Here is a 23,516-nt window from a genome sequence, read left to right on the forward strand (position 1 = left end):
CTTTATTAGATTTGCTTTGGCAGATAATACAAAATACGCAGTATGGAAGTTGTTGATTTTTCTGGTTTTGATTTTCGGGAAGGCAGGCACAAGGAAGCCGCGGTCATTTGGATAGATTTCAAATACTACCGGTCAAAGATTGATTTGGTCAAATCGCTGAAAGGTAGGTGGAGCAGGTCTGAAAAGTGCTGGTATGTGCCAGACAACACCCATTTCCGGACACTGTTTAGGATGGAAATCCCACCGGTTGGGAAAGGGGTATTGTCCAAATTGTCACCCGTGAATGCACGGGAGTTTCAACGTATGAAAGAGGTGTTGCAGATGAAAGCCTACAGCCCGAACACCATAAAGACCTACATGGTCGAATTTGCACAGTTGCTGTATGTGGTGAAAGATGTGCCCGTTGATTCGCTGGGCTACGACCGTCTCCGTGCTTACATCCTTTATTGTATCAATACATTGAAGATTTCGGAAAGCCAGCTGCACAGCAGGCTCAATGCCATCAAATTCTATTTTGAACAGGTACTCCATAAACCGGATTTCTTTGCTGAAATCCCACGCCCAAAGAGGCGGTCCACTTTGCCAAAGGTGTTGAGCCAAAAGGAAGTGAAACGGATATTCAACACGGTACGAAACCGGAAGCATTTGCTGATGTTGCAACTGTGCTACGGAATGGGGCTGCGAGTAAGTGAGGTTGTCAATCTGAAAGTGAGTGACATCGACAGTGGACGGATGCAGGTACTCATCGAAGCGGGCAAAGGAAAGAAAGACCGGTATGTACCGCTACCGACCGCAGTGCTGGATTTGCTGCGGGAGTATTATAAAGCGTATCGTCCTAAGACTTATCTTTTTGAAGGTCAGTACGGAGGGCGGTATTCCGTCCGCAGTGTCCAAGCTGTGTTCAAGAATGCGATGAAGGCCGCAAAGGTAAACAGGCCGATAGGGATACACGGTTTGCGGCATAGTTACGCCACGCATTTACTGGAATACGGCACGGACATTTCATTCATACAGCAGCTACTTGGTCACAATGACATCAAGACTACGATGCTTTATGCAAAAGTCGGCAATGCGCAACTAAATGCAATCAAAAGTCCGTTGGACAGGATGTTGTAGCTATAAATTTAAGGACTATCACGATGGGACTAAATTACTTCAAAAGTAGAAAGCGCTTCGATTTTTCGCCACATCCGTTTGATGTAGGCAACATACTTGGTTTGAAGAGGGGGTATGGCAACAACCATTTTTTGCTCAAAATATATGGGCTGGACAAAACCGAATTTGAGAACTATTACACCTACCACCTGAATCATTTCTTGTCCACAGGGCAGTGTTCCGAAAAAGATTTCCTTTCCCATGTGTGGTACATCGTGCAGAAACGGATTGAACATTTCGAGCGGAAAGACCCGTTCTCATCCGGGCATCCCCGGCATCTGTCAAACATCGGGAAACTTACCGAATTCCAGCAATACCTCGGTACACGCGATAAATGGAACATTAGGCCAAACGATGTGCTGCTGAAAGAAAAAGACGGAAAGATAGCCGAACTCCAAGCCTGTATACAGGATTTGGAAGAACAGTTGAAAGCACATTCGAAATACGGGGTTTCACAGAAAGTGTATGTGGAGGACGGCTATCTGCCCACGCTCATTGACCTCATCCAGCAACTGCGCGAAGTGGAACTGCCCAACGGGAGGAATCTGCTCAAAAGTGACCACCACAGCCCGTACTACAAACTCATTGCAAAATACTTCAACCATGGCGGCAAGGAAATCCCATTGGATACGGCACGCAATTATTTCGTGGGCAAGGACGAAGCCCCGATAAAAGGTTCGCAGGTTCCCGAAGGCAGGAAGCTATTCCGCATCGTCTCCGTAGACCAAGCCTGACCCCGACCCGTTCAATCCCCGAACATGACCAAGCCGCCCCGGATGGTCATCCATATCCCTGTTTTATCCCCCAATTTTGTCCCAACGGAGCGGGTGCCGTCCGATGGGACACAGGAAGCAATTGCTACCAGGTCAGCATCCAGCACGTGGCCACCCGCATCCACCGCTAAGTTGCCATTCCATGATGGGAATGGAGCAAGCGGAAGTTGGGCATAGCCCTACTTGCTTGCCCCAAGCTATCGCCATGGGGGTTTCGGGTATCCTCCGGGGATACCCCAATACGCTGGCACAGCCCCAGCGTAAGGTTTCGGTATACTTGGCCGTATACCGTGCGCCGTGTAAACGGCGCGAATCAATATCCCGATAGCGGGATATACGGATATGGAAATATAATGATAGGGATATGGAAATAGACATCATCACACGGGAAGACCTCCGGCAGTTCAAGCGGGAAATGCTGGAGGAGTTCAAACAAATCATCGGGAGCAAGGCAAAAGATAGCTTTGAAAGGGAATGGCTGAAAAGCGCTGAAGTACGCAAGCTGCTGGGCGTATCGCCCGGTACGTTGCAGAATCTCCGTATCAACGGGACGCTGCCGTACCGCAAGTTGGGCGGCAGCATGTACTACCGCAGGGAGGACATCAGGAAAATGATGGAGGGAGGTAACGGCAATGGGTGAACGGATGGAATTGCCCAAGCACGCGTTCAGCGCGTTCTTTGAGCGGATTGGCGATGACGGGCGTTTGCTGCCCACGCACATCGGTTTGGTGGCGGCGTTGTTTTACCACCACGATTGCGGCAATCCGCATCGCCATTTCCACGCCAGCCGCAGGAAGCTGATGCGCTTCTCGCGGATACGCTCCATCGCCACCTACCACAAATGCCTGTCGGAATTGGTGGCCTACGGTTATGTGGAGTACCGTCCCTCGTGGCATCCGGCCAAGGGCAGCAGGTTCAGGTTCATCATCCGCACGGAGGGAGGGGTAAATGGTCAGGATTGACGAGAACAAGAAATCCGTCCGTTTCCCCGAGGCGGTGGACGAACGGCTCACCCTGCTTGCGCGGAAACTTGGCCGCACCAAGCGGGAAGTGGTCATGCAGATGGTGGATTATTTCTACAAAAGCAAGAAAGACCCCGCCGACCTGAACGATGAGGTGCTGAAAAAGGAACTGTCAAACGGCATCAGCCGCATCCTCTCGTTCATCCGCAAACAGGAGGGTGACATGCTGGTGCCGATGTATTCGGCGATGGAGGAACTGATGGCCATCGCCAAAGCACAAAGCCCGCTTTTAAAAAATATCGGCAAAGGGCAGTCGGAGGCAACCATCATGGGCAGGGAAACCATCGGCTACCTGAAACTGGTGGACGGCACGCTGAAAAAGATACTTGGCAACATGCGGGAAAGGGAAACATTGAAGTCCAGGTTCCGGCAGGTACTGGATTACTACATTACCCAAAGGGAAGCCCTCGGGTGGCCTGTATCGGCGGCCAAAAAGGAGGAACTGGCCAAACATGTAAGGCAATCACTGGATAATCTGTAACGTAGGATTATGTATATCAACATCACCAAATCGGAAACGGGCGACAACAAGGGCAGCAGCGGTGCGCTGGTGCATTACCTCGAAAAGGAAAACCGGATGAAGCCGGAAAACGGGATGGAAAATAAACCGGAGCGTTGGTTCAACGGAACGGACAGCGACAGCAAACCCCACGGGGTGCGGATGGGCATCGACCGCAACGTGGCGAAGCTGGGCAGGGCAGACAGTAAGTTTTTCCTCATCAACGTCAGCCCCAGCCAAAAGGAACTGGCGCACCTCGTGTCCAAATACGGCGAGGACGGGGCAAGGGAAAAACTCAAGGAATTTGCCACGAGGGTGATGGACGAATACGCCCGTAACTTCAAACGCCCCGGCATAGACAGCCACCGGGATTTGCTTTGGTTCGGCAAGCTGGAAAACCACCGCTATTACAGTCACAATGACAAAGAAGTAAAAAGCGGACTAAAGAAAAGAGGAGAACGCAAGGAGGGGCGGCAGATGCACGTCCAAATCATCGTGAGCCGCAAGGACATCACCAATAAAATCAAGCTAAGCCCGCAGAATACGTCACGCGGCAGGAACAAAGCCCATTCGCAGAAGTTGGGGCAGTTCGACCGCACCGCGTTCAAGCAGTCGGGCGAAACCCTGTTCGATGAACTGTTCGATTTCGAGCGAAACCTGAAAGACAGCCTGCAATATGCCAATACGATGAAGAACGGTACGGCACAGCAAAAGGCGCAGATGCACACGCTCACGGAATTGACGGGGCGGCATCCACGGGAACAGCCGTTGGCAATGGAGCTGGCGCATGATGTTGCCCAAGGCATGTTCGAAAGCGTGGGCGATATGCTGGCCACCACGGGCAGCATGGCTGCCGACCTATTGGGATTGCTGATGGCCCCGGTGGAGGGGGCGGGTGAGCAGCAAAACCCCATCGAGGAAGAGGAAAAGCGGCGCAAACGGAAAAAGAAAGCGCAGTCACGGGGTGTCAGGAGGTAAGTTTACGGGTGGTTAAGGGCATCCGGCCTTTGCACCGCCCGGCCAAAATTACCCACGGCGGGGAAAGGTCAAGGGTATATAAACGCCGCCGCCCACAGGCCTTTGCCCTCCGGCGCCCTTGACCCGATTCCCCCGCCTTGCGTTCCGGTGGCCTAAGCGGTGAAAATGCCTTGGTGTGTACAGATTTAAAAACTATACTACTGAAATGAACCGATACGAGCCGATAAGAACCAATAGTGAGCCGATAGCGAAGTGTTAGTTGTATGTGTAATAAGGGAGGATACGAAAAAAGCCATCCGTTTCGGGGATGGCTTGCACTATATTGTGAGGATTTTTTTATTAAAGTTTTTCGATTTCCTTGATGGACAGCTTGGTAAATTTGACAATCTGCTCAACGGGAATGCCGTCCTTTTTCATTTCGCGGGCAACGGAGATTAAACTTTCACGCTTGCCTTCCTTTTTAGCCCTGTTTAATAATAATTCTTCGATACCCATCGTGTGGCTCCTTTCTGTCAATTTTTCGACTTCTTGTTCAAAGATAGTGTTTACTTCCGAGTTATCAAAACGTACATAGTAGCGTAAGAAATTCATCAGTCCCCTGATTTTTTCCTTGCTCATATTCCTTTCCAGCAATTCACGCGCCAACTGTATTTTTGTCTGTAACAAGGCCTTGTCGCTTTCGTCTTTGTCATTCAGGTTTTTGCCGACAAATGCCGCCTTGGCCGTTAGGACGACCAGAGCAAAAGGATTGTCGGATGCCAAAAGACGATCGGTATCCTGTTCAGCAATTTTGTAGGTATTGAACCTGTATTGGATGCTTGTACCCATGAATTCCTCTTCATAGACATTGGGCCTTGGCTTTTTACTGGCCTCTGTCAGGATGGCAAAGGCAGTGATACGTTTGTGGTATTTATCAAGTATCCGATAGTAATAGGTGAACATCCGCGAGGCGAAATCCTTGCGACAGGTGCCCTGTACCTCGACATGGATTAAAACCCATTCCTCCATACCGTCATGGGTGTATACCTGCGCCAGCTTATCAACCACTTTGGGAGCGAACTCATTACCTTCCGGAGGGAACAATTGTTCCAACTCCTTGTCGAGGAATGTGATACCCCTGCTTAGATCAAAAACGCTGTCCGCATCGGGATACAGGAAACGGAGGAAGTCGTCAAAAACATCTTCCAAAACCCCTTTCCATAGATAGTCATCTTTTTGCTTCATTGTTCTGCTTGGGTGTACGTGTGTAAAAGTATGAATAATTTTCAGCGACGTCTGTTGCCGTTAATGTATTCCGGCCAACCGCTTCTGTAAGGCGTCCATGTCGCTACCGATCCGCGTGTCCAGCAGCTTCGCATAGTGCTGGGTAGTTTTGATATTGGTATGTCCCAGCATTTTGGAAACCGTTTCGATAGGCACGTTGTTGGCCAGTGTCACCGTGGTGGCGAATGTGTGCCGCGCCATGTGGAATGTCAGCTTTTTGGTGATGCCGCACAGGTCGGCAATCTCTTTCAGGTAGCTGTTCATCTTTTGGTTGCTCAATACCGGAAGCACCATCCCCCTTGCTACGCATGAGGGATAGTCCGCATAGCGTTCGATGATTTCCAAGGCTTGCGGAAGCAGCGGGATGTTGGAGGAAGTTTTCGTTTTCTCCCGGCTGGTCAATACCCACAATCTACCGTCAATACCCTTGGCGATATCCGTCTTTTGCAGTTTTTGCACATCGGCGTATGACAGCCCCGTATAGCAGCAGAACACGAAGATATCGCGCACATGTGCCAGCCTTGTTATGGAAAATTCCTTTTGGGCTATCCTGTCCAGTTCATCGGACGTGAGGAATTCCTTTTCCCTTGGCTTGGCTTTCGTTTTGTAGAACGCAAAGGGGGTTTCCGTAATCCATCGGTGTGCAAGACACTGGTTTATGATTTTACGCAGGTGCTTCATGTACTTGGCTGCCGACACCACACTGCATCCCATGTCAGAGCGGAGGAAAAACTCATAGCCTGTGATGAATGCATGGTCAATGTGCCGGATGGCGATGTCCGTTTCACCATAGCATTTTTCCAAATAGGAGGTCAGGTGTGCAACAGAAGTGTTGTAGCCTTTCAGCGTGTTGGGTTTGAAACCTTTCCCAAGCAACGCTTCCATCTTCCCGTTGTGTTCGGTAAACGTTTCCATCAAATACCGCCGTTGCACGTCCTTGCCGAGGTATTTCAGTTTCAGCGATTCGGCGGTGATTTCCGCACCGTCCTTTACGAGTTGCAGGTGGGCATCGGCCACCTTTCGCTCCAGCGTGTGGAGGTATGCGTTCAGGTTACGGATGTCCTCTTTGGTGCCCTTGGCACGGTTGGCCTTGGCGTTCCACCGTAGGGGGTCACACTCACGGCCGGTGGCCACTTCCTTGGGGTCACCGGCCACGGTGATACGCATGTAAATCGGCTTGGGGCCGTACACATAATTTTTTGGCTTCTTCAAGTAGAAGAGCAAGGAATAATTTGTACTCATGATAATACATCATTTATGGTGAACAAAATTAGCCTTGCAGCCTATGGCAGTCAAGATGTTCGGTTATTGAACAGGTTGTCGTTCAACAACTTAATGTGCTTTCAGTGAGTAGCGGTAGGTCAGGAATTGACTCACTGAATTACTCACTGTTTTTATGCGAATAATTGAATGAATCAGGATGCTGTAAAAAACAAAAAGCCCGCAAACGTTTAATTTGCAGGCTTTTGTATGTTTTGACTTCAAGATGTGTAGCCCGTAGGGGAATCGAACCCCTGTTTCAAGAATGAAAATCTTGCGTCCTAACCCCTAGACGAACGGGCCATTATTTTTTTGGTGATGCAAATATAAGAGGATTTTTATTGCTTCCAAAATATTTTTCTCAGTCACAACGTAAGCTATTGAGACTGAGAAAAATGTTTTTCAAATCAGATCAGATCGAAGCCAATATCACGGCGAAAATACTTACCATCGAAGTATATCCGGCCTGCATCAGCTGTCGCCTGCTGCAAAGCATCAAATAATGTATCCTGCAGAGTAGTCACTGCGATGACACGTCCTCCGGCACTTAACACCTCGCCATTCTGTTCCTTTGTACCGGCATGGAATACGATAGATTCCTTTACATTTTCTATGTTAGATATCACTTTCCCGGATTCGTAATCACCCGGATATCCACCTGAAACCAACATTACCGTAACAGCCGTTTTTGATGAAACCGTATACGAACGGGTATCCAGATTTCCCTGAGCAACACCTTCAAGTAAATCAACCAGATCGGATTCAATACGAGGCAATACCGATTCTGTTTCCGGATCACCCATGCGTACATTATATTCGATCACAAAAGGCTCTCCGCCGACATTCATCAAACCGATAAAAATAAATCCTTTGTAAGGAATATTATCCTTCTTCAGACCATCTACTGTAGGTTTAATAATTCGTTCTTCCACCTTGTTGAGAAACGTTTCATCAGCAAACGGAACAGGCGAAATGGAACCCATACCACCTGTATTGAGTCCGGTATCACCTTCGCCGATACGTTTATAATCCTTTGCAGATGGCAATACCTTATATGAAGTCCCGTCTGTAAGTACAAATACAGACAGCTCTATTCCTTTCAAAAACTCCTCAACGACTACAACATCGCTGGCTGCGCCAAATTTTGCATCCGCAATCATCGCTTTCAGCTCATCCTTTGCTTCCTGAAGACTTTCGCAGATCAATACGCCTTTACCTGCAGCAAGACCATCCGCCTTTAGTACAATCGGAAGATTCTGTGTTTCCAGATAAGCAAGTCCCTCTTCCAGATTAGACCGATCAAATGAACGGGAAGCCGCTGTAGGAATCTGATGGCGTTGCATAAACTGTTTTGAGAAATCTTTTGACCCCTCCAACTGTGCTCCCTCCTGCTGAGGACCGATTACAGGAATATGCTTTATATCTTCTCTGCTGAGAAAGTAATCATGAATTCCTTTTACAAGAGGTTCTTCAGGTCCCACCAATATCAGATCAATATCATTATCCAGCGCAAACTGCGCCTGTCCTTCAAAATCAGTTACTTTTAAAGGCACGTTTTCTCCATAGGCCAATGTACCTGCATTTCCCGGAGCAATAAATAATTTGTCTAATTTTTTACTTTGAGCAATTTTATATGCAAAGGCAGATTCCCGACCGCCTGAACCAATGATTAGGATATTCATACCGCAAATATATTTGTTTTGGCCGGAATGCGAGGATATTTTTGAGTCTAATCTGCTAATTATCAAATAACCTTTATACTTTATGTATTTTTTCTTAATTTTCTAAAAAAACCGATCATGAGTCTAAAATATTTCTACCTGTGTTTGTTTACATCGCTTTCTATCTCAGCGATGGCACAAACAACAGTCATTGACAATGTCACCCAAAAACTCGACACCTATCTAAGCAACAATATTCAGGAAAAAATATATCTCCATCTTGATAAGCAACATTACAGTGCGGGGGAGACTATTTGGTTTAAGGCCTACACTACAGTCGGAATAGAAAACCTGCTGTCAAATATGAGTGGTGTTGGTTATGTTGAACTGATCGGACCAGAAAAGAAAATCATTAAATCCCTGACCATTCCCATGACTGCGGGTCTTGGCATTGGTGACATTGAACTCATCGATACCCTGACAGAAGGCTCTTACCGTATCCGCGCCTATACCAATTGGATGCGCAATAATGATGATGCTTACTTTTACGACCGGACCATACAAATATCAAACGGCCGAAGTGACAATGTTGTTTCGACCACCTCTTTTATCCCCACCTCAGATCCTGCAGAAAAGAAAAATACCTATGTGATCAATCTTAAAAATTTCGCAGGAGCCCCATTGATCAACACAAATGTACAGTACCGTATATATATGGGGGACAAGATAGAAGACAAGGGTCGCGAAAAAACAGATGATAAGGGAGATCTGACACTCAAAACAGATAAAAAACTCACTTCAGGATACATTCTTCTGGCTTTCGAATCTACCGACAAGCGTCCGGTCAAGAAGATTATTCCACTTCAGACACCTTCTGACAACAGCCTGCAACTCTTACCTGAGGGCGGAATTCTACTGGACAATACGTTATCAAAGATCGGTGTCAAAGCCCTGAAACCAAATGGCATGGGTATAAAGGTCAAAGGCAAGGTAATGGATAATAAAAAAGAAGTCGTCGCTGAATTTGAGACCAACGAACTCGGGATAGGCAGCTTCACCTTTAATCCGTTCAAAGATCAGCAATACATGGCTGAAGTCACTTTTGAAGACGGATCCGTCCTATCAGCAAAACTTCCCGAAACACAGAGTTCCGGTATCAGTGTTGCTGTAAACCCGTTTATGCAGGACCGTATTGCAGCACAATACAGTTTCTCTCCCGATCGTGTAGATCAGAAAGAAGTCTATCTGCTGGTACAGCACTTAGGGGAGCTCCTTTACGTGGCTAAGCAAAAAGTAAGTAAGAGCGAATTGCTATTTATGATCCCGAAAAAAAATCTGCCAACCGGTATCTATCAGATCACATTACTTTCTGAAGCAGGCCTGCCTCTTATCGAAAGAATGGTCTTCACCTCCAATCCGCAAAATATCCTTCCTCTAAAGATAAGTACGGACAAGACCGATTACACAACACGCAGTAAAGTAAACGTTCGTCTCGATGACGCCATTCAGGATGCTTCCAATTTTGCCAGCCTTTCGGCGTCCGTCATTAATCTTAACCGAAATGAGCCATACGATAAAGATGCTCCGAATATCTATTCCCAATTACTCTTAGCTTCAGATATAAAAGGATATATCGAACGTCCGGGATACTATTTTGAAAACCCGGACAGCATTAATATTACGGATCTGGACAATCTCATGATCACACAAGGCTGGAGAAAAATTGAATGGCAGAAAATAGACTCATTAGCAAATACTAAACCTGTATTCGAACCTCAAAAAATGCTATCTATCAAAGGTGTGGTAAGGAAATACGCCCGAAAAGGAACGGTTCCGAATGCTAAACTACAGCTAATCTCCACGCGAAATTTCATGGATTTTATCGATACCACTGCAAATGCGGACGGAAGATTTAACTTTGATAATCTCGTCTTTCCGGACAGTGTTAAATTCCTGATCTCTGCGACAGATGAGAAAGGCAAAAAAAATGTAGAAATCGATATTGATCCCACCGTCCCTCCGTTTGTAAAAGAAAATAAAAATGCCCCTGAAGAATCGAGCAATGTAAACTTTACATTTCAAAAAACAATAAAAGAAAACCAGCGCATGTTTGCAGAAATGCAGCAAAAAGGGCTTTTGGAGAAAACTATTTTTCTGGAAGAAGTCGCTATTACACGACGTGTAGAGAAAAAAGCTGCCGAAAGCTCCCGCAATCTCAATGGCTCCGGTCGCGCCGATCAGATTCTGACAGAAGAAGATCTGCAAACCTGTCCTACTCTGGAAATGTGTCTTAACGGCCGGTTAATGGGCGTTTATTTTCAAGGAGGCATTCCCTACAACACACGTGGAAATGTACCTATGCAGGTCGTTTATGACGGAATGTACATTGAAGCTGATCAACTCAGTATGATTAATACATTCGATATTGAAAGTATTGAGGTGCTCCGCAGCCCGATGTACACTGCTATCTACGGCTCATACGGTGGCGGAGGTCTCATTGTTATTTCCTCAAAAACCGGAAAGGCTTCCATGACCAGCAATTTTGATCCAAAAGGAATAGCGACAGCCACACCAAAAGGATTTCACCTTAATAAGACATTTTTTAAGCCCGATTACGAAGTCAATGATCCGGAAAAAGCATTTGCCCGTGATTACCGCTCAACAATCCACTGGGAGCCAAACCTTCTTATTAAAGATGAGAAAGGAACAAATTTTTCTTTCTTCACTTCAGATGAAAAAGGAACATACCAAATTACATTGGAAGGCGTTGATACAAAGGGACGCATTGGAAGAAGAGTTTTAAAATTTGACGTAAAATAATTAGAATATGCAGTTTATCACCATTAATACCGAAGAACGGATCACACACATTACGCTGGATAGAGGAAAGTCTAATGCCATGCACATGGAAATGATTGACGAGCTTACACAAGCCATTCTCGAAGCAGAAGAAGACCCCGCCATTGAGGGTATTATCTTACATGGGAAAGAGAATTTTTTCACCTCCGGACTCGACCTCATCACCCTGTATCAATACAATGAAGAGCAGATGAAGATCTTCTGGTCCAGGTTTATGACATTGATACATACACTCACCGCATTTTCCAAACCTTCTGTGGCAGCTATATCCGGGCATAGTCCCGCAGGAGGATGTGTACTTGGTATCTGTTGCGACTACCGGATAATGGCTCGTGGTGAATTTATCATCGGTCTTAATGAAGTACCGGTTGGGATTGTTGTTCCGCCAAGTATCTTTAAACTGTACAGTTTCTGGATCGGACAGCGTCTGGCTTATCAATACCTGTTAGAAGGGAAATTACTTAATCCGGAAAAGGCTCTTGAAGTCGGCCTTATAGATGAAGTCGTCGACCCGGACCGTATTCGAACCGCAGCATTACGTAAGATAAAATCGGTAACGCAATTTGAAAAGAATTCCTGGAGAAGTACCAAACAGAATCTAAGAAAAGAACTACTAGAAAGTATCACTCAACAGCAGGAAGCGGCTATCGATCAGGTACTCAAGCAGTGGTGGGCACCCGCAACCCGGGCAGTGCTCAAAACAATTATTGAAAATTTAACCGCAAAAAAAGCATAATATGGAACAGTCAAAAGTAGAAGGAGCCTTAAAAGAATATGCATTAAAAGGAAAAACAATCGTCGTCACCGGAGGAGGAACAGGACTTGGACGTAAAATGGCAACTTATTTCCTTGAATTGGGTGCCAATATCGTCATCACAAGCCGGAAAATAGATGTACTGGAAGTCACCGCAAAGGAGATGATGGCAGAAAAAGGAGGAACCGTTCTACCCATAGCCTGTGACATCCGGAATATAGAAGAAGTAGAACATCTGCTGGCTGCAACAGAAGAACGGTTCGGACGTGTAGATGCGCTGTTAAATAACGCTGCCGGTAATTTTATTTCACCTACCGAACGTCTGTCTGCAAATGCCTTCTCCACGATTATTGATATTGTGCTCAAAGGAACGGTTAACTGTACGCTGACATTTGGAAAAAACTGGATTGCGAAAAAGCAACAGGCCTCAGTTCTGAATATTATCACGACTTATGCATTTACGGGTTCGGGATACGTTGTCCCGTCAGCTGTCGCAAAAGGCGGAGTGCTGACCCTCACCAAATCCCTTGCTGCAGAATGGGGAAAATACGGTATCCGGCACAATGCCATTGCTCCGGGACCTTTCCCGACAAAAGGAGCATGGGACCGGTTATTACCGGGAGATCTGGCTGAAAAGTTTGACTTTAAAAACCGGGTACCGCTAAAACGTGTCGGAGACCATCAGGAATTAGCCAATCTGGCTGCTTTTCTGGTTTCAGATTTTGCCAACTACATCAACGGAGAAATCATCACCATCGATGGCGGAGAATGGCTGCAGGGGGCAGGACAGTTCAGCGGATTCGAAGCAATACCTGAAGAAATGTGGGATATGATCGAACAGAGCATTCGTAAAAACAATAAATAAATGAGGAGAAGTCCCCTAATTCTGATCCTAATGCTCTTGCTGCTGGCGGGTTGCAATTCCAAAACAAAGAAGGAATCACAACAGGCTTCGGAACTGGCGCATTCGGAAAAAACTACATCCGCTCAAACGGATGAAAAAGTAGAAATTCAGGAAATTGCCTCCCGCTTTGTCAGGGCTTATTTAAGTCAGGACTCAGCAAAGGTAAATGCCCTGATACATCCTGAGTTGGGTTTGACTATCATTTTTAGAATCGGAGCCGGAGATCGCTTTCAACGGATATCAACATTGGATTTTGCAAATCCTTTACCCGGTTTTTATCCTTACCCTGCATTTCAAAATGATTACGGAATCACATTCGCAAGCCTGCCGACGTATAGTTGCGAACATGAGAAATGGAGTAAGGATGGTTGGTTTATAGATACGACAACTCACCCGAATACGCTCTCCTCATTAGCCGCATTTCTCGACCGCGTCAAGGAACAGGAAATCCCTGCAGAAGAAATCCAAAAGATGAAAACACTGGAGCAGACGAGTTACAGAGTTATTCTAACCGGAAAGGAATCTGTCATATTTCACATTACCAGGTATCAGAATGCCTGGTATGTCACACTATTAGACCGCGCATACAGCAGCTGTGATGCTTAAAATTATGTTGTAATGCTTAAAATTATTTAGCAATCTCATTATTGATTGACTATATTTACTACCAATTAGAGTTTAGCATATGAGTACTATTGACACAAATACACAGGCCAAAATCAATCAATGGCTGGGATCTGAATATGATCAGGAAACAGTAGATCAGGTCCGGAGACTAATAGATCAAAATGAAGAAACAGAATTAATTGACAGTTTCTACCGGGATTTGGAGTTTGGTACAGGAGGCCTTCGGGGTATTATGGGCGTAGGATCTAACCGAATGAATAAATATACCATCGGAAAAGCCACACAAGGCCTGGCAAATTACCTCAAAAAACAATTCGCCGGTCAGGAGATCAAAGTGGCTGTATCATACGACAGTCGCAACAATTCACAATCCTTCGGCAGATTGGTAGCTGATGTGTTCGCTGCAAACGGTATTAAAGTTTACCTGTTCTCCGAATTACGTCCGACACCGGTATTATCCTTTGCGATACGTCATTTTGGTTGTCAGAGTGGTGTTATGCTGACCGCATCCCACAATCCTAAAGAATATAACGGATATAAAGCCTATTGGAATGACGGTTGCCAGCTCACAGCTCCGCATGATAAAAATGTGATTGATGAAGTCAATGCTATTGCTTCTGTCAATGACATCAAATTTGAAGCTATCGCAGAAAACATTATTCCTGTCGGAACCGAAATAGACGAGGCTTATATCAAAGCCAATGTGGCACTCAGTATCAATTCTGAGATCGTAAAAGCACAAAAAGATCTGAAAATAGTCTTCTCTCCTATTCACGGGACAGGTATTACCATCGTTCCGCAGCTCCTCAGGGCATGGGGATTTGAAGATGTGATACTTGTGGAAGAACAGGCAACTCCAAATGGAAATTTTCCGACAGTAATTTACCCGAATCCGGAGGAAGAGGATGCTATGGCAATGGCCAAAGCTAAAGGAGAAGCTGTAGATGCAGATTTAGTACTGGCAACGGATCCGGATGCGGATCGCGTAGGTGTAGCCGTAAAAAATAATGCAGGTAAATTTGAATTGCTCAACGGCAATCAGATAGGAAGTCTGTTGATTTATTATGTATTAAGTGCTAAAAAAGAACAGAATAAGCTATCAGAAACAGCCTACATTGTCAAAACGATAGTTACCACTAACCTTCAGGCCGATATTGCTACACATTTTGGTGTAAAGCACTATGAAACGCTTACAGGATTTAAATACATTGGTGAGCTGATGACAAAGTTACTTGGAAAAGAGGAATATCTTGCCGGAGGAGAAGAAAGTTACGGATACCTGGTCGGCGATCTTGTCAGAGATAAAGATGCTCCAAATGCCTGCGCTTTTCTTGCAGAAATGACTGCTTACTTTAAGAATAAGGGTAAATCAGTTTACGATGTACTCATGGACATCTATCAGGAATTCGGATGTTATCGTGAAAAACTGGTGTCACTGACTAAAAAGGGAAAAGCCGGAGCTGAAGAAATTGCAGCAATGATGGTAAGGCTTCGCGAAAATATGCCAAAGACATTGGGCAGTATTACTGTAAAAGAGGTCCGTGATTATCAGAACAGTGTTTCCATCCTATTAGCGACCGGAGAAAAGAAGGCGATCGATCTTCCTAAATCCGATGTACTGCAGTTTATCACCGTAGACGGAGATGTAATCTCTGCACGCCCGTCTGGAACAGAACCTAAGATCAAGTTTTACTGTTCAGTAAAAGAATCTCTAAACTCAGTTGCAGAATACCAAACGGTATCACAGCGCCTGGAGGATAAGGTTGAAAAAATGATGGCCGATATTATTTAAGCTGACAAGATGGAAAAATGGAAATTACTTGCTTCGGAGTACATTATCAAGCGTCCCTGGGCCACACTCAGAGTAGACAAAATGGAGCTTCCGAACGGTAATATAAAAGAAGAATACTATGTGCTGGAGTATCCGACATGGGTCAACATGATCGGCATTACTAAAGATCAAAAAATCCTGTTTGTACGTCAGTACCGTCATGGTGCAGATCAGATTATGGTCGAATTGCCTGCCGGTGTTGTGGAAGAAGGAGAAGATCCCCGGGATGCAGCACGAAGAGAACTATTGGAGGAAACGGGATTTGCTTTCGAAGGAATAGAAGAGATCTGTAAGCTCTACGCCAATCCGGCTACCAGTGGCAATCTCACCTACACGTACATCTTGCAAGGTGGCGTAAAAGTGCAGGAGCAGGAACTCGACAACTCAGAAGATATCGAAGTTGTGGAAATGACCATTGAAGAGGCTAAAACTTTTCTGTTTGAAAATAAATTAGGACAGGCCCTGCATACTGCAGCCCTGTTCTATGCCTTCCGTAAACTAGGCCTGCTTTAAAGCAAGCCTGGTTTTTATTACTTTTCAGAAACAATCTTTTGTATAAGCTCTGTTTGGAAGAAGCAAACACTGAATAAACCATCTCTTTACGAATGTTGTTATCTCTAAACATCATTTCACTTTAGAAGCCGTAGGCTTTTTTGTACCTTTGCCGCATGGCGAGAGAAATTATTGAAACCAAGAGAAAAGCACTTCAAATAAATCTGAATCCCGATATTTACGGTACATTTGCCGAGATTGGAGGAGGACAGGAAGTCGCCCGAAACTTCTTTGGTGCCGGAGCTGCTTCGGGCACTATTGCAAAAACCATTTCAGCATATGACATGGCCTTCAGTGATGCCATATACGGAGCTGAAGAGTCCGGCAGATACGTCAGCAGACCTCGCCTCAACAAAATGCTCCACCACGAATTTGAACTTTTAACAGAGCGCCTTCACGGAGAAAAATACGCTACCAAAAAGTTCTTCTCCTTTGCAAATACCGTTACTACCCTCAATTTTACAAAGACAAATGAACCCCATGGCTGGATTGGTATCCGTTTTCAGACGGTCACAAACGGCCCTATTAATCAGATCATCATTCACACCCGGTTATTGGACAATGACAACCAGCAGCAGCAAAAAGTCTTGGGTACCATCGGTGTCAATCTGGTATATGCTGCATATTATTATACCAACGATATCCAGTCCATGATTGAGTCTTTCGTAGATAATGTCTCCGCAGGATCTGTGGAAATAGATCTGGTAAAAGTAGAAGGTCCGGTTTTTGAACGTGTCAATGAACGTCTGATCAACCTTTATCTTGTGGCTAAGGGATTTTCAAAAGCAGCAATCTTCAAACCGGATGGTAAAGCGGCACAGAGCAAAGATTACCTGTATAAAAAAGATATCATCATTCTCCGTACGAAATACCGTCAGAAATCCCTTCCAAACTTTGACCTTTTCAATCTTGCAGTAGAGCAATTCAAACGCAATACAAATGCAAATCCGGAAAATGTGGTCGTTATGATTGAGGTTTTGATGGGAAATGTACTGGATGAAGATTCAAATATCTCCAATGAGGATCTAAAATACTTCGCTGAACGTGCAGAATACCTCTGCTCAACAGGTAACAATATTCTGGTATCCAATTTCCGCAGAAACAATCACCTGGCAGAATATGTCACGCAGTTCAAACCAGGGAATATCGGGATTGCTTCCAATATCTCCAACCTGAGAAATATCTTCAATTCGGATCAGTATAATAAAGATCATTATACAAACGAATTACTGGGTTATATCAGTGGAATGTTTAGCAAAAATGTAAAGCTGTATGTCTATCCTTACATGGATAAAAATGAAAATATCATCACAACGGAGAATCTTAAAGTTTCGCCGGAAGCGAAGCCTCTGTTCGACTTTCTGATACAGAACAGATACATTATTGATATTGAGAATTACGATCCGAAATTTGTGAAAACAATATAAAAAAATAAGGCCTTACGCAAGTAAGGCCTTATTTGTATAAGGTGGAATCTTTTATAAAAACTTCTTATAAATAGCATACATAATCTTACGATCTTCATCCGTAAGAGTAGCTGTAGTAATGTCTCTCTGGATATAGTGTGTCTTAAATGCCTTGATAGCAGCATCCGGATTTTTGATATCATATCCTATAATACGTAAAGCCATTACTGGATTGAAATCCACAGGCGGCGTTTCTAGGAAATCATCATACCAGTAACCGAATCCTTTGTCAGCCAATGCTTTCCATGGAAAACGGGTCGGATCATTCTTACGTGTAGGCGCCAGATCCATATGACCGATAAAATTAGCCTGTGGAATACCATACTTTGTTTTCAGATAAGTAAGCAGTTCGATCAGGCTATTGATCTGTGATTCAGTCCAGGGATCTGTAGTACCGTTATTGTCCAGCTCTATCCCTATAGATGAAGAATTGAGATCTGTATCATTTCCCCATTTTCCAATTCCGGCATGATGTGCCCGGTAATAATCATTGACCATCTGTACTACCTTACCGTCACGACCTACCACATAGTGTGAACTAACACCTGCTTTGGCAGAATGAAATGTTTTAATGGTCTGATCCGTAGAATTCTGTGCGGTGTGATGGATGACAACATAGTTAGGCTTGCGGATACCAAAATTTATAGAAGCCACCCATTCCTTATCCTTTACCAGATACAATTTGGAAATAGCCTGATCTTTGGGAGGAACTTCTTTATATTGTTTGGCAAATTCTTTTGCTTTGTTTTTGTACACTTTCTCAGTTGCGGCATACTTTCCGCCTGAACAGGAGGCGATTACAAAAGAAGCCAGCATAATTCCCGTAGAAATTTTTATCTTCATAAATCATTATTTTAAACAAATATACAACCTGCAACCCAAATAAAAGACCGGACAAACCTCCTGGCACATAATTAGCATAGAAGCAACAGGTACTCTTATTAAACGGAAGAAAACAATTAATAATACATTTATTACAACACTACAATTATGAGCGAATTTTCATTACAATCATTCATTGCAAAAACAAGGCAGGATGATTCAGAACATGATTATTTTGAGTTGGAAAAAGCACAAATGCTGGAGATTAACCTGAATAATCAATCTGTGTGGACCAAAAACGGAAGTATGGTCGGATATGTCGGTACTATCAAATTTGAGCGGGAAGGCATGCTTTCCGGAGGTATTGGCAACTTCCTTAAGAAAACCCTTACCGGCGAAGGAGCCAAGCTTATGAAAGCTCAGGGTACAGGACGACTGTATGTGGCAGATTCGGGTAAAAAGGTACAGATCCTGCAACTCAATAATGAGTCTATCTGTGTAAATGGAAATGATATCCTTGCACACGATCAGAGTATCAAAAATGAAATTACAATGCTGAAAAGTATTGCGGGAATGCTTTCCGGAGGATTATTTCAGGTTCGGCTCACAGGTAGTGGATATGTTGCCATTACGACACACGGCGATCCGCTTACACTGATGGTAACTCCGGGCAATCCTGTGTTTACAGATCCGAATGCGACTGTAGCATGGGCAGGACACTTAAAACCCGAATTGAAAAGCAATGTATCATTCAAAAGTATTCTGGGTCGTGGAAGTGGTGAAGAATTTCAAATGATGTTTCAGGGAGAAGGCTGGGTACTGATCCAACCATATGAAGAAGTGTATTTTCAACAAAGCTAAATAAAAAGAGGGGCTGTTAGCCCCTCTTTTTATCTATCTTTTATTTTAAAGCTGCATAATTCAGCTTATCCATTGCTTTCTGTAATTCAGCCAAAGAAAAATGCTGGCCTCTTAATTCAACATTATATCTGTCTTTTTCTAAAAAGCTTACCGAAGAAACAAAGTAATCTGCTGTTCCGTCATTTTCTTTGCTTTCTTCTGTCTTACCACGTTTTCCATTAAACTCGCCAGTCTTCTCTACACGGTTTCCGTTTTCACTTTCACTTTCCACCTGATAACCGAGCACAAGCAAAGAAATAACTCCTGATCCAAGCTCTCCTGCACCATCCATTAATTTAACGGTGATTTCTTTACCCGCTTCATCTGAATATGTCGCGTTACCGGTAGCGATATTTCCATACATTTCACCATTCCCTACCGAAATACTGGTTCTCTTCAATCCTTCTAATGTTTCCGGAAAGAACGCTTTCAGTTCTTCATTAGATAACGGAGTCAGTCCTTTTAATTTTTTCTGTACCTCCTCCATTTTTGCCGCACCATCAGTTAGATTATTCAGATTTTTGACCCCTGAAACTACGTCTGCGATACCTCCTTTTTCTTCTGTAGATGTATCACCGTCTTCACTTTTTTTATTTCCGCCACAGGCAGATAGTAAAACTGCAGACAAAGTAAGAGTTGAAATAATTTTGAAATAGCTTTTCATATGTATAAAATTTGTTTTTTAAAGACCGACGGGCGGATTCTAAACTGTACTGATTCGTATTTGTGAGGCTTGTACCACACAGATTTTCATATATAACTTATTTGTTTAACAAATATAAAAAATCCCGCCACATATACAATAATCTATTAAACAGCATTTTACTCATTCGAAAAATTTGAAAGCATCTGTTATGCTAAGATATGTTTACTCCGGTAAAGCAATTAACAAAAAAAGAGGCATCACTTAAAAGTAATGCCTCTTTCTGTAGTATAATGAAAGGCTTATGCCTCCATGTATTCTTCAATAGAAGGACATGAGCAAATCAGCGTACGGTCTCCCTGAGACTCATTTACACGACCTACAGATGGCCAGAATTTATGTGCTTTCAGATAGTCTAACGGATATGCAGCAGTCTGACGGCTGTATGATCTTGTCCACTCATCTGCAGTCACGACAGCCGCTGTGTGTGGTGCATGTTTCAGAACATTCTCTGTCTGATCAATCTCTCCCGATTCTATTGCCGCAATTTCCTGACGGATAGCGATCAATGCATCACAGAAACGATCTAATTCTGCTTTAGACTCAGACTCTGTAGGTTCAACCATCAGGGTACCCGCTACAGGGAAAGAAACTGTTGGCGCATGGAAACCATAATCCATCAATCGTTTAGCGATATCAGCAACTTCCACTCCTACGTTCTTAAAGTTCCGGCAATCCAGGATCATTTCATGCGCACAGCGACCATTGATTCCGGAATATAATACCGGATAATGGTTTTCTAATCTGGATTTGATGTAGTTTGCATTCAGAATAGCTGTTTTAGTTGCATTTGTCAGACCATCTCCGCCCATCATAGCAATATACGCATGCGAAATAACCAGAATAGATGCAGAACCAAAAGGAGCTGCTGAGACAGCATGAATCCCTTCTTCACCGGAAGTTTCTACTACTTCATGGTTAGGTAAGAACGGAACCAGATGTTTAGCGACACCGATAGGCCCCATACCCGGACCACCACCACCATGCGGAATACAGAATGTTTTGTGCAGATTCAGGTGACATACGTCAGCTCCGATATGACCCGGACTTGTCAGGCCTACCTGTGCATTCATATTCGCACCATCCATATATACCTGACCTCCGTTTGCGTGGATGATCTCACATATCTCAATAATAGATTCTTCGAATACACCGTGTGTAGATGGATAAGTAACCATCAATGAGTTCAGATTAGCCGCATGTTCCTCAGCTTTCGCTTTTAGATCAGCTACATCTATATTACCGAAATCATCACATTTTACTACGACAACTTTCAATCCTGCCATTGATGCAGATGCAGGGTTGGTGCCATGTGCAGATGCAGGAATCAAGCAGATATTACGGTTATGATCACCACGGCTTTCGTGATAAGCGCGGATCACCATAAGACCGGCATATTCTCCCTGTGCTCCGGAGTTAGGTTGAAAACTCATTTTAGCAAATCCGGTGATCTCAGACAACCAGTCATTCAGTTCACCGATCAATTGCATATATCCCGAAGTCTGATCCAGCGGTGCAAACGGGTGAAGTCCGCCAAACTGTGCCCAGGTCACAGGAACCATTTCTGCTGTAGCATTCAGCTTCATGGTACATGATCCCAACGGAATCATAGAGTGACATAGAGAAAGATCCTTCGCCTCTAATGATTTGATATAGCGTAACATCTCATGCTCAGAGTGGTAACTATTGAAGATAGGGTGTGTCAGATAAGCACTCTGACGAACCAGTTCAGCCGGAATAGATGATGAAATCGCTTTCTCAGCAGCATCAAAATCAACATCACTCAGTGTCTTGCCGATTATTTTAGCAAATACTTTTGTGATGGTCTGAATATCTTCAAAGGTAGTCGTTTCGTCTATAGAGATTTTTACTTCTGTACCATTGTAATTGAAGTTCATCTCATTATTCAGCGCTTCAGCTTTCAATGAACCGGCATGTTCTCCAAGTTCGAAACGAACCGTGTCAAAATATGTTTTGTTCAATTGAGTATAACCCAGTGATTGAACAGCATGATCTAATAATTGTGCAAGATCGTTGATACGTCCTGCGATATTTTTAATCCCCTGTGGCCCGTGATATACCGCATAGAAAGAAGCCATAATAGCCAGTAATGCCTGTGCAGTACAGATATTAGAAGAAGCTTTATCACGACGGATATGTTGCTCACGGGTTTGCAGTGCCATACGAAGAGCGTAGTTACCGTTTGAATCAGAAGTAACGCCTATGATACGTCCCGGAATATTACGTTTGTAAGCATCTTTTGTAGCGAAGAAAGCCGCATGAGGACCTCCAAAACCCATTGGTACACCGAATCGCTGCGAGTTACCGACAACAACATCAGCACCCCATTCTCCCGGAGGCGTCAGTAAGGCAAGACTCATCAGATCCGCTGCCACGCAGATTGTCATTCCTTTTGCATGAACGGCATCAGCGAATGCTTTGTAATCAATGATAGATCCGTCACCCAGTGGGTACTGTAAGAAAACTGCAAAAACATCGTCTGTCAGATTAGATTCTGAAACAGATGCGATCTTCAATTCAATCCCAAAGGAGATTGCTCTTGTTTTCAATACATCAATCGTCTGCGGAAATGCTTTTTCTGAAACCAAAAAAGTGTTTGCTGCTTTATTCTTACGCGCAGAATACAACATAAACATCGCCTCTGCAGCTGCTGTCGCCTCATCTAACAAAGATGCATTCGCAATTTCCAAACCTGTAAAGTCAGTAATAACGGTCTGGAAATTCAATAAGGCCTGCAGACGACCCTGAGCGATTTCCGCCTGATATGGCGTATACTGTGTATACCATCCCGGATTTTCGAATACATTTCTCTGGATAACTCCCGGAAGAATTACATCGTAATATCCCTGGCCAATATAGGATTTGAACACCTTATTTTTTTCGGCGATTTGCTTAGCTCTTTTCAAATAGGCAGTCTCACTCAATGCTGTAGGCAGGTTTAATGCTTTTTTAGCTCTGATTTGAGAAGGAACTGTCTGATCAATCAACTGATCAACAGCGTCAACACCTAAAGCTGACAACATCTCATTCACTTCAACCTGACTTGGACCGTTGTGACGACTTTCGAATTTTTCTTGAAAATGTATTTTACTCATGGATGTAAAAAGTTACCGCTTTTTGTTCAGTACCGACCCTCGGTTTATAGGGCTTTATTTCTTCACAAAACAGACGAATTTTGGATGTGCAAAGATACATATTTTCAAAGCCTAAAAAAAGTCATTTTTACCTTGTGACACACGAAGTATACTTACCCTGTAAAACAACCGTTTGCGCTATCATTTTAATAAAATAGATTACCCCGTTAAAGGCATATGTAACACATCATTCTACTACCAGACAGGCTATTTTATAAATCAGCGAATCTGCCATGCAATATTTTTCCATTATGATAATTTCTGGCCCACAAAGTCTGTCCATATTAATATATTTATAATGAGGACAGGTTCCAATAGTCTCAGAACCCATT

Annotated in this window: 20 protein-coding genes and 1 tRNA gene; 14 read left to right on the plus strand and 7 right to left on the minus strand. The window is 44.1% G+C overall.

From position 1 onward, the window contains the following. Nucleotides 1-231: 231 nt before the first annotated feature. The 6 genes from I6J03_RS08670 (at nucleotide 232) to I6J03_RS08695 (ending at nucleotide 4,427) form a co-directional block, all read left to right on the plus strand. Nucleotides 232-1,116 carry a tyrosine-type recombinase/integrase gene (locus I6J03_RS08670; protein ID WP_232279770.1) on the plus strand — a complete coding sequence of 295 codons (885 nt, stop codon included), beginning with the start codon at nucleotides 232-234 and terminating at the stop codon, nucleotides 1,114-1,116. 23 nt (nucleotides 1,117-1,139) lie between these two features. Further along, nucleotides 1,140-1,889, plus strand: a complete 750-nt coding sequence (locus I6J03_RS08675) for a hypothetical protein (protein ID WP_003009478.1) — start codon at nucleotides 1,140-1,142, stop codon at nucleotides 1,887-1,889. A 403-nt stretch (nucleotides 1,890-2,292) separates the two neighbouring features. Next, nucleotides 2,293-2,568 carry a helix-turn-helix domain-containing protein gene (locus tag I6J03_RS08680; RefSeq protein WP_003009484.1) on the plus strand — a complete coding sequence of 92 codons (276 nt, stop codon included), beginning with the start codon at nucleotides 2,293-2,295 and terminating at the stop codon, nucleotides 2,566-2,568. Nucleotides 2,569-2,572: 4 nt separating this feature from the next. Next, nucleotides 2,573-2,890, plus strand: a complete 318-nt coding sequence (locus tag I6J03_RS08685; RefSeq protein WP_232279771.1) for a hypothetical protein — start codon at nucleotides 2,573-2,575, stop codon at nucleotides 2,888-2,890. Next, nucleotides 2,877-3,431: a BfmA/BtgA family mobilization protein gene (locus I6J03_RS08690; protein WP_003009487.1), complete on the plus strand. Its 555-nt coding sequence runs from the start codon at nucleotides 2,877-2,879 to the stop codon at nucleotides 3,429-3,431. The genes I6J03_RS08685 and I6J03_RS08690 overlap by 14 nt, the downstream gene beginning before the upstream one ends. A gap of 9 nt (nucleotides 3,432-3,440) precedes the next feature. Continuing rightward, nucleotides 3,441-4,427 carry a DUF5712 family protein gene (locus tag I6J03_RS08695; protein ID WP_003009490.1) on the plus strand — a complete coding sequence of 329 codons (987 nt, stop codon included), beginning with the start codon at nucleotides 3,441-3,443 and terminating at the stop codon, nucleotides 4,425-4,427. Nucleotides 4,428-4,766: 339 nt separating this feature from the next. Here the strand turns inward: I6J03_RS08695 and I6J03_RS08700 are convergent, their stop codons facing one another. The 4 genes from I6J03_RS08700 to purD all read right to left on the minus strand — a co-directional run bounded on the left by I6J03_RS08700 (nucleotide 4,767) and on the right by purD (nucleotide 8,632). Next, nucleotides 4,767-5,651: an RpnC/YadD family protein gene (locus tag I6J03_RS08700; RefSeq protein WP_003009494.1), complete on the minus strand. Its 885-nt coding sequence runs from the start codon at nucleotides 5,649-5,651 to the stop codon at nucleotides 4,767-4,769. Nucleotides 5,652-5,711: 60 nt separating this feature from the next. After that, nucleotides 5,712-6,932, minus strand: coding sequence for a site-specific integrase (locus tag I6J03_RS08705; protein ID WP_003009497.1), 1,221 nt, complete (start codon nucleotides 6,930-6,932; stop codon nucleotides 5,712-5,714). 249 nt (nucleotides 6,933-7,181) lie between these two features. Next, a tRNA-Glu gene (locus I6J03_RS08710) sits at nucleotides 7,182-7,253 on the minus strand. A gap of 104 nt (nucleotides 7,254-7,357) precedes the next feature. Then, entirely contained in the window at nucleotides 7,358-8,632 is a 1,275-nt protein-coding gene (gene purD / locus I6J03_RS08715; RefSeq protein WP_003009500.1) for a phosphoribosylamine--glycine ligase, read from the minus strand. A 117-nt stretch (nucleotides 8,633-8,749) separates the two neighbouring features. On the opposite strand from purD, the gene I6J03_RS08720 reads away from it, so the two are divergent. From I6J03_RS08720 to I6J03_RS08750, 7 genes are all read left to right on the plus strand, one after another. Then, on the plus strand, nucleotides 8,750-11,431 hold the full coding sequence (locus I6J03_RS08720; protein ID WP_232279772.1) for a TonB-dependent receptor plug domain-containing protein: 2,682 nt from the start codon (nucleotides 8,750-8,752) through the stop codon (nucleotides 11,429-11,431). A 7-nt stretch (nucleotides 11,432-11,438) separates the two neighbouring features. Then, nucleotides 11,439-12,206, plus strand: coding sequence for an enoyl-CoA hydratase/isomerase family protein (locus tag I6J03_RS08725; RefSeq protein WP_003009504.1), 768 nt, complete (start codon nucleotides 11,439-11,441; stop codon nucleotides 12,204-12,206). A 1-nt stretch (nucleotide 12,207) separates the two neighbouring features. Continuing rightward, nucleotides 12,208-13,089, plus strand: coding sequence for an SDR family oxidoreductase (locus tag I6J03_RS08730; RefSeq protein ID WP_003009507.1), 882 nt, complete (start codon nucleotides 12,208-12,210; stop codon nucleotides 13,087-13,089). After that, the gene (locus I6J03_RS08735; RefSeq protein WP_003009511.1) at nucleotides 13,090-13,734 is read left to right on the plus strand and encodes a hypothetical protein; all 645 of its coding nucleotides are present in this window, start codon (nucleotides 13,090-13,092) and stop codon (nucleotides 13,732-13,734) included. A 79-nt stretch (nucleotides 13,735-13,813) separates the two neighbouring features. Continuing rightward, nucleotides 13,814-15,547 carry a phospho-sugar mutase gene (locus I6J03_RS08740; protein WP_003009514.1) on the plus strand — a complete coding sequence of 578 codons (1,734 nt, stop codon included), beginning with the start codon at nucleotides 13,814-13,816 and terminating at the stop codon, nucleotides 15,545-15,547. Nucleotides 15,548-15,556: 9 nt separating this feature from the next. Beyond that, a complete protein-coding gene (locus I6J03_RS08745; protein WP_003009518.1) occupies nucleotides 15,557-16,099 on the plus strand; it encodes an NUDIX hydrolase in 543 nt (180 codons plus the stop codon). A gap of 155 nt (nucleotides 16,100-16,254) precedes the next feature. Then, nucleotides 16,255-17,565, plus strand: a complete 1,311-nt coding sequence (locus tag I6J03_RS08750; protein WP_003009521.1) for a hypothetical protein — start codon at nucleotides 16,255-16,257, stop codon at nucleotides 17,563-17,565. 51 nt (nucleotides 17,566-17,616) lie between these two features. Here the strand turns inward: I6J03_RS08750 and I6J03_RS08755 are convergent, their stop codons facing one another. Continuing rightward, nucleotides 17,617-18,447 (minus strand): N-acetylmuramoyl-L-alanine amidase, encoded by an 831-nt coding sequence (locus I6J03_RS08755; protein ID WP_003009524.1) that lies wholly within the window; start codon nucleotides 18,445-18,447, stop codon nucleotides 17,617-17,619. A 147-nt stretch (nucleotides 18,448-18,594) separates the two neighbouring features. Between I6J03_RS08755 and I6J03_RS08760 the strand changes: the two genes are divergently transcribed. Beyond that, on the plus strand, nucleotides 18,595-19,287 hold the full coding sequence (locus I6J03_RS08760; RefSeq protein WP_002998389.1) for an AIM24 family protein: 693 nt from the start codon (nucleotides 18,595-18,597) through the stop codon (nucleotides 19,285-19,287). A 40-nt stretch (nucleotides 19,288-19,327) separates the two neighbouring features. On the opposite strand, the gene I6J03_RS08765 is transcribed toward I6J03_RS08760, so the two are convergent. Beyond that, nucleotides 19,328-19,990: a hypothetical protein gene (locus tag I6J03_RS08765; protein ID WP_003009528.1), complete on the minus strand. Its 663-nt coding sequence runs from the start codon at nucleotides 19,988-19,990 to the stop codon at nucleotides 19,328-19,330. A gap of 281 nt (nucleotides 19,991-20,271) precedes the next feature. After that, nucleotides 20,272-23,145 carry an aminomethyl-transferring glycine dehydrogenase gene (gcvP, locus tag I6J03_RS08770; protein ID WP_003009531.1) on the minus strand — a complete coding sequence of 958 codons (2,874 nt, stop codon included), beginning with the start codon at nucleotides 23,143-23,145 and terminating at the stop codon, nucleotides 20,272-20,274. Nucleotides 23,146-23,516: the final 371 nt, after the last annotated feature.

Source organism: Sphingobacterium spiritivorum (assembly GCF_016724845.1).
In the GTDB taxonomy this organism is placed as follows: domain Bacteria; phylum Bacteroidota; class Bacteroidia; order Sphingobacteriales; family Sphingobacteriaceae; genus Sphingobacterium; species Sphingobacterium spiritivorum_A.

Bases quoted from the DNA above. Each gene is read 5' to 3' on its own strand.
- I6J03_RS08670 (WP_232279770.1), top strand. From the start codon at position 232: ATGGAAATCCCACCGGTTGGGAAAGGGGTATTGTCCAAATTGTCACCC.
- I6J03_RS08675 (WP_003009478.1), top strand. From the start codon at position 1,140: ATGGGACTAAATTACTTCAAAAGTAGAAAGCGCTTCGATTTTTCGCCA.
- I6J03_RS08680 (WP_003009484.1), top strand. From the start codon at position 2,293: ATGGAAATAGACATCATCACACGGGAAGACCTCCGGCAGTTCAAGCGG.
- I6J03_RS08685 (WP_232279771.1), top strand. From the start codon at position 2,573: ATGGAATTGCCCAAGCACGCGTTCAGCGCGTTCTTTGAGCGGATTGGC.
- I6J03_RS08690 (WP_003009487.1), top strand. From the start codon at position 2,877: ATGGTCAGGATTGACGAGAACAAGAAATCCGTCCGTTTCCCCGAGGCG.
- I6J03_RS08695 (WP_003009490.1), top strand. From the start codon at position 3,441: ATGTATATCAACATCACCAAATCGGAAACGGGCGACAACAAGGGCAGC.
- I6J03_RS08700 (WP_003009494.1), bottom strand. From the start codon at position 5,651: ATGAAGCAAAAAGATGACTATCTATGGAAAGGGGTTTTGGAAGATGTT.
- I6J03_RS08705 (WP_003009497.1), bottom strand. From the start codon at position 6,932: ATGAGTACAAATTATTCCTTGCTCTTCTACTTGAAGAAGCCAAAAAAT.
- purD (WP_003009500.1), bottom strand. From the start codon at position 8,632: ATGAATATCCTAATCATTGGTTCAGGCGGTCGGGAATCTGCCTTTGCA.
- I6J03_RS08720 (WP_232279772.1), top strand. From the start codon at position 8,750: ATGAGTCTAAAATATTTCTACCTGTGTTTGTTTACATCGCTTTCTATC.
- I6J03_RS08725 (WP_003009504.1), top strand. From the start codon at position 11,439: ATGCAGTTTATCACCATTAATACCGAAGAACGGATCACACACATTACG.
- I6J03_RS08730 (WP_003009507.1), top strand. From the start codon at position 12,208: ATGGAACAGTCAAAAGTAGAAGGAGCCTTAAAAGAATATGCATTAAAA.
- I6J03_RS08735 (WP_003009511.1), top strand. From the start codon at position 13,090: ATGAGGAGAAGTCCCCTAATTCTGATCCTAATGCTCTTGCTGCTGGCG.
- I6J03_RS08740 (WP_003009514.1), top strand. From the start codon at position 13,814: ATGAGTACTATTGACACAAATACACAGGCCAAAATCAATCAATGGCTG.
- I6J03_RS08745 (WP_003009518.1), top strand. From the start codon at position 15,557: ATGGAAAAATGGAAATTACTTGCTTCGGAGTACATTATCAAGCGTCCC.
- I6J03_RS08750 (WP_003009521.1), top strand. From the start codon at position 16,255: ATGGCGAGAGAAATTATTGAAACCAAGAGAAAAGCACTTCAAATAAAT.
- I6J03_RS08755 (WP_003009524.1), bottom strand. From the start codon at position 18,447: ATGAAGATAAAAATTTCTACGGGAATTATGCTGGCTTCTTTTGTAATC.
- I6J03_RS08760 (WP_002998389.1), top strand. From the start codon at position 18,595: ATGAGCGAATTTTCATTACAATCATTCATTGCAAAAACAAGGCAGGAT.
- I6J03_RS08765 (WP_003009528.1), bottom strand. From the start codon at position 19,990: ATGAAAAGCTATTTCAAAATTATTTCAACTCTTACTTTGTCTGCAGTT.
- gcvP (WP_003009531.1), bottom strand. From the start codon at position 23,145: ATGAGTAAAATACATTTTCAAGAAAAATTCGAAAGTCGTCACAACGGT.